Origin of the sequence: Agathobaculum desmolans ATCC 43058 (genome assembly GCF_000701665.1) — a bacterium.
GTDB classification, from domain to species: domain Bacteria; phylum Bacillota; class Clostridia; order Oscillospirales; family Butyricicoccaceae; genus Agathobaculum; species Agathobaculum desmolans.
On sequence record NZ_JNJN01000073.1, the window covers coordinates 1 to 6,070 of the forward strand.

The window sequence follows — 6,070 nt, forward strand, 5'->3', positions numbered from 1 at the left end:
ATCCGTGAATGCCGCACCGGCGAACATCGTGAACGCGCAGGCGAACGCGAGCACCAGTGCGAGAACCTTTTTCTGATGGCATGTAAAAGAAGGATTTTCGGCGACAGATGGGTAATGACAGCATATTTGCACGGAAAATGCAACTTTTTAAGAAAAGTGTTTTGTGCGGGTGAAGCGGGTGCCGCACCCCGCTTTTCCGCCAAAGCCCCCGGCCGTAAGGTAGAAATTTCAGATGTGGAATTGTGCAGAATGGATAAAATGCAACAATATAGAAACCATACAAAACGATGTAGGCCTGCTAAACACCTGAGACAGGGTATTCTAAGGGGCAAGCCAGCCCGGAGAACTCATGGGGGTATATGCAATGTTTGCATGGGCAAGTTCCAGAGCGGCAGCACAGGAATGCAGGCAAAGTCTTGGATTGATCTAAAAGCAGTCCAGAATTTTGTCCGCATCCCATGCAGCGAAAAAGAAGGTATAAAAACTGTACTTCTTTACGGCATGATGATATAATAAAACCAAACAAAGGAGGATATTTTATGAAACAAAGGATACTCGCAGCAATAATGAGCTTTGTCCTGATGTTGGGCTTATTTCCTGCGTCTGCTTTTGCGGCAGACGGCACGGTTCATCAGGTTCCAGTGGGGGCAGACCTACGCGACTTTTTACAGAGGCAGGATGTTAAGGACGGCGATACAATAAAACTGCTTGGAAAAGGTTATGTCGGAGATGCGAGTAACCCAAGTGACACTACACCTTGGGTGATCGACAAGGCGATAACCATTCAAGGCGGTTGGATTCAGATGCGTGCCAAAGGTATCCTGTTGGGCGCAGATGTTACCTTTGATGGTGTCCAGTTTGGATTTGAAAACAGGGTTCGGAACGCAATCATGGCGAACGGACATACGCTCACATTAAAAAATGTTACTCGTACACAGAATATTACCGGCCAAAGCAGTGCGCGGCAAGTGCATTTGTTCTGCGGTGGAGTGACCGGTCCGTCTGTGGTAAATCATGTGAAGGCAGGGGAACACGGGAAAATCGTGATTCAGGGCAATACTTCACTAGGCAACATTTATGCAGGTAGTTTGGCTAGTCTGGCTAAACTGAACGATGGCAGCACGGCTCAGCCAAATGTATATGACAAGCCCGCCACCATTATTATGGAGCCTTCTGCCACTGGGAAAATGGGCAAAGTTTACGCATGCGGCGCGATGCAAACGCCGGTTGAAGGTTTAACGTTAGACCCCAATGCGTTCGAACCAGCTGCGCCGACGTCGAATGCAAACCGGTTTCGGATGACCGGTGAAGTGAATATCAATCTATACGACACCGTGATACCGACGGTTGATGGCAAAACCGGCGGCAGCGAGAACGCGCATGTACAATACAATGGGGGCAAATACCCTAATGAAAGTTTGATCGTACAAGATGTATCCAGTTTCACGGTGCTGTCGGACAAGATCACTCCGAAAGGCGGAAACATTGACAGAGCCGATTTGACTGTTGCTGATGGAGCGGAGTTGAGCCTTGTTAATCTCGGAGATTCCGTAACTACGAATGACTTCACCGGCGGCGGTGCAGTCGTATTGGGCGAAAAGCAAGTATGGACGATCAACGGTGCGGTGAGCGGGACAACGCAGGTCGGTGTTGGTAGCATATTTAATAATGCTTCCCAGACACTTCCGCAAACAGGTCACACATATATCAGTGCCCCTCAGTCAGGCAATAATAGCTTCACCCTGATTCCTCACAGCGGTCAGCCGAATCACAAGCTCGTCCGCGATACATCAGGGAATTGGACAGTGCCGGGTGGTTCGACACAGGAAATCAAGGTGCAAAGCGCCAGTCTGCCAGATGGTTATCCCCTTGAAGCGGATAACCATGGCGCGGAGATTCCGGTGACTGTGAACTATGTACCAACTCCTGACTTGGGGATTTTATCTGAGATCCCGATGGAAGTTAAGGTGGGTGGCTTTGTTGCAAAACGCCAAGAAGATGAGCACGAAGGATATATCTATACGACCACGGGCAATCTTGCAAAGTTGACGTTTCCTAGTTATGATGCTCACGAAGCTCTGGAGATAACTGGCACAGGACAAGATGGTGTACCAAATCGTATCGCACCGGGGCAGTATAAAATTGAATGCACCATCCCGGAGACGCACACGGTCAACGGACAGCCCATCACTTTCTCCACCACCTTGAATGTTGCGGGCGATGCCACTGGCGATATCGACCTGAGTAGGGCGGATGTCAAGGTAAATGGAACATATGTCTATACCGGCAAGGAAATTATTCCGAACGTGACCGTCACACTGAACGGCATGCAGCTGGCAAAGGACAAGGATTATACGGTTACCGCATCCAATAATACGAATGCAGGAAACGCAACGGTTACGATTGCCGCAGTAGGCAACTCTGGATATACCGGTAGCCACAAGGTTCCATTTACGATCCAGCCCGCACCGCTGACCGTCAACGGTGCAGCCATTGCAAGAAAAACCTACGATGGCAGCACGAATGCAGAAGTAACGAGCGTTACTTTTGACTCCCAGGCCAATTTGGCCGCTGATCAGGACTATACCGTCTCCGGTATGTTCAGCGACCCCGATGCAGGAAGCGGTAAAACGGTTACGGTTGCGGTTTCTCTGAAGGGCAGCGCGGCGCAAAATTACGTCCTGCAAAATCAGGGCAAGTTTGAGCTTCAGGGGCAGACCATCAATAAGGCATCTGGAACTCCCAAGTCTGGATCAATGTCCGTGACCAATTCTGTGCAGATGGATTATACCTATGATTTGTCCCAGATGTTGCCCGACCTGCCCGCCGGTCAGACATTCGGTAAGGTAGCCTATGCGGTAGATAGCGTTTCTCTTGGCAGCTACTACACGAGCGGCGCGGCGGTGCTGGACGGCGTTCTGACACTGCCGATTCAGTCCGTGACCGGTCAGGAAGGGAACATCGGCACAGTGGGCATCAGCATCGTAACGGATAACTTTACCCTTCCGAACGCTACGATTCAGGTTTCCGCAGTAAACCGGTTTATACCGCAGGGCGAGCCGGTGTTATCTGCCGGCACTTTGGTTTATGGCGAACCGCTTTCGTCCATCACCCTTTCCGGCAATATGACCGGGAAAGGTGGCGCGACTGTTTCTGGGCGGTTTGTGTGGGATAAGCCGGATGACAAACCTACTGCCGGTACGCATCACGCAGCATGGACGTTCACACCGGATGACAGTGCCGCATACGAAGCTGTTTCCGGTTCGGCTGAGATTCAGGTAGCCAAGGCGACACCTACTGGACAGCCGAGCTACCGCACCATTACAACAGCAGATAAAACGCTGGCAGATGCCGGGCTGACGGAAAATGGTGCGACCTTTAGTGTTCCCGGTCGTGTTGCATGGAAGCTGCCGGTTGACACAAAGGTGGAAGCCAATACCGCATATCACTGGATCTTTACCCCGACCGATGATGCCAACTACAACACTTTGACCGGCAGCATTGTACTCTACAAAGTAGGCGGCTCCGGCGGTTCTGGAGGCGGCGGAGCCGGTGGCGGCGGTAGTGTTACCACACCTTCTTACCAGCCTTCTGTAAAACCCTCCGAGGGCGGTGCGGTAACCGTTACAACTGAAAAACCGCAAAGCGGCGATAAGGTTCAAATCAAGGTTGTCCCGGATGCAGGCTATGACGTTAAGGAAATCATCGTCACCGATAAAAACGGCAAGCGCATTACGGTAACACCCGGTAAGGACGGCGAGTATAGCTTTATCCAGCCCGAGAGCGAGGTAAGGATTGAAGTTGTGTTCCAACCCATTCAGCAACCGGAACAGCCTTCACATACACCGTTTGGGGATGTAAATACCGATGTATGGTACTATGATGCTGTTCAATATGTGCAGGAAAAAGGGCTCATGCAGGGAACGGAAGAAAATACGTTCAGTCCCAAAGCAACCTCTGACCGCAGCATGATTGTGACCATTCTCTACCGGCTGGCCGGCTCTCCCAATATCGACAACGAGATTTTGGGGCATCCCTTTGAAGATGTGGCCGCCGATGCCTATTATACCGCACCGGTCTACTGGGCACGGCTCAACGGTATCACCGATGGATACAGCAACGAGCGGTTCGGGCCGTATGATGCAATTACCCGTGAGCAGCTCGCGGTCATGCTTTACCGCTTCGCGCAGAAGCAGGGCTATGACGTAACAGGTGGATCTGACCTGTCCGGTTATTCGGATGCCGGTCACATATCAGGCTTTGCGCAGGAAGCGATGCGTTGGGCGAATGCCAAGGGATTGATTACCGGCACAAGCGCCACAACGTTGGCACCCAACGGACTCGCAACACGGGCGCAGGTTGCAACGATCCTTATGCAATACTGTGAAAATATAGCAGGATAACTTGGATATACTTATGAAAAGCGGGACTTTAATCGCTAACGTTTCGTAAGAAAAAATGGGCTGATAGAATAACAGCAAATCTGCTGACATTCTGTCAGCCCTCAGTCTGTCGAAAAACCCGGTCTACGCATACGCGCAGATCGGGTTTCGAACATTAGGAGCCAAAGGAAGCAAAGTGTGAAAGGAGAATACGCTGCTCTGTTGCGCCAGCTTCTTGAGATTCATGGCAGCAAACAAGGTTGTAGGATCGGCTTCTTGAATTTCTTAAGCAGGGACTTGTCGGACTATGAATTTGCTTCTTTTTACTGTATAATGATAATGAACAAAGCAGATAGGAGGAAATTCTTATGAATGAGATGAAACAGGGAGCTTTGGATGCCGTGGATCAGGATGCAGCACAGGCACGAAAAAGCTGGGCTGCGTTCGTGGAACGTGATGTTGCAGATTTTTTTACCGGCAATAAGCTCGAAAAAATGACCATCGAAGATGGTAATGGCAACAAAGCCAAATTGGGACGTGCCAAGGATGGCGGTATCAAAATTGAATATACCTCTACTGTCATGATTTAACCCTCTGGCATCGTCTTTGTATGCCCAGTATTCGTATCCCTTTTGAAAAAAGGGTACGTTAAAACGCTAAGTTAAAGGCAAGGTGATTCACATGGATGTCCTTACAATGGCGGAAATCAAAACAACTCTGCACACATTGCTCGCTCGATACAATGCAGAATATGCAATTGTATTTGGCTCCTATGCTCGTGGTGATGCCACTCCCGATTCGGATCTTGATGTTATTATTGTCGGCGGGAAGGACTTTGCACCCAGAAATATATTTGCACTTGCTGAAGATCTGCGTGAGCTGATTGGACGTAATGCTGATGTTTTCGAGATAAGAGAAATCAATGCCGGAACGCCATTTTACGAATCCGTTATGCGTGAAGGGGTGAGGATCGCATGAAAAAGCCGGATCAGGAGCGGCTGAAAAAGATTATCAGTATTTGGACAGAGCTGCAATCAGAAATGGTGCAGCACGAAATCACAAAAGACAAGCTGATGAGCGATCAATTTTCTCAATGGGCTGTAACCACTCCGCTCTACAATATAGGAGAGCATGTGTATCAGCTTTCGAAAGAGCTCAAACAGGAATATTCTGAAATTCCTTGGAACATGGTATCTGGCCTTCGCCATCGTCTGGTTCATGACTACGATGGTATTAACTGGAGTTTTATCGTTGATGTCATATTCGATGATATAGATCCCTTTGTGCAAGAAATCCGAAAAATTCTTCAGCATATTACAGAGACACGAACGCAATAATAAGAAAAGCAGGGGGTATGATATGATCCTCCTAAAGTAGACCATGGAAAAAACCAAAATCTACTTTAGGAGGATTTTTTATGGGCAAAATAAAATTCACTCCAGAGAAGAAAATAGAAATCATAGAAGCGTATAAGTCGGGTAAGGTTGCCTATTCTCAATTACAAGATGTTTATGGAATGAATCGTGACGAGATATATAGATGGATATCCAAGTACGAAGCGAACGGTATTGAAGCCTTTGTAAGTGGAAACAGAAGGTATTCCAAGGAATTTAAGATTCATTGCATTGAAGAGTATCTTAGCGGAATTGGCAGTGTGGATGATATCGTAGCCAAATACAATATTTCAA

General features: G+C 48.6%; 6 protein-coding genes. All 6 read left to right on the top strand.

The genetic code is table 11. From position 1 onward, the window contains the following. Positions 1 to 513 (top strand): hypothetical protein (locus tag T363_RS16490; protein WP_034972446.1); only part of this gene is annotated, 513 nt, incomplete at its 5' end. Positions 514 to 539: 26 nt separating this feature from the next. Next, complete coding sequence (locus T363_RS15320; RefSeq protein WP_161645969.1) at positions 540 to 4,403, top strand: S-layer homology domain-containing protein; 3,864 nt, start codon at positions 540 to 542, stop codon at positions 4,401 to 4,403. 347 nt (positions 4,404 to 4,750) lie between these two features. Continuing rightward, complete coding sequence (locus T363_RS0113215) at positions 4,751 to 4,972, top strand: hypothetical protein (RefSeq protein ID WP_031476581.1); 222 nt, start codon at positions 4,751 to 4,753, stop codon at positions 4,970 to 4,972. Between the two features lie 106 nt (positions 4,973 to 5,078). Continuing rightward, a complete protein-coding gene (locus T363_RS0113220; protein ID WP_051643292.1) occupies positions 5,079 to 5,360 on the top strand; it encodes a nucleotidyltransferase family protein in 282 nt (93 codons plus the stop codon). Continuing rightward, positions 5,357 to 5,719 carry a HepT-like ribonuclease domain-containing protein gene (locus T363_RS0113225; protein ID WP_031476585.1) on the top strand — a complete coding sequence of 121 codons (363 nt, stop codon included), beginning with the start codon at positions 5,357 to 5,359 and terminating at the stop codon, positions 5,717 to 5,719. The genes T363_RS0113220 and T363_RS0113225 overlap by 4 nt, the downstream gene beginning before the upstream one ends. An 80-nt stretch (positions 5,720 to 5,799) precedes the next feature. Then, a partial coding sequence (locus T363_RS0113230) for a helix-turn-helix domain-containing protein (RefSeq protein ID WP_031476429.1) occupies positions 5,800 to 6,070 on the top strand: 271 nt, incomplete at its 3' end.

What these genes read in the sequence shown, in the direction of transcription:
- T363_RS15320 (WP_161645969.1), top strand. Translation starts at nt 540, where the DNA reads ATGAAACAAAGGATACTCGCAGCAATAATGAGCTTTGTCCTGATGTTG.
- T363_RS0113215 (WP_031476581.1), top strand. Translation starts at nt 4,751, where the DNA reads ATGAATGAGATGAAACAGGGAGCTTTGGATGCCGTGGATCAGGATGCA.
- T363_RS0113220 (WP_051643292.1), top strand. Translation starts at nt 5,079, where the DNA reads ATGGCGGAAATCAAAACAACTCTGCACACATTGCTCGCTCGATACAAT.
- T363_RS0113225 (WP_031476585.1), top strand. Translation starts at nt 5,357, where the DNA reads ATGAAAAAGCCGGATCAGGAGCGGCTGAAAAAGATTATCAGTATTTGG.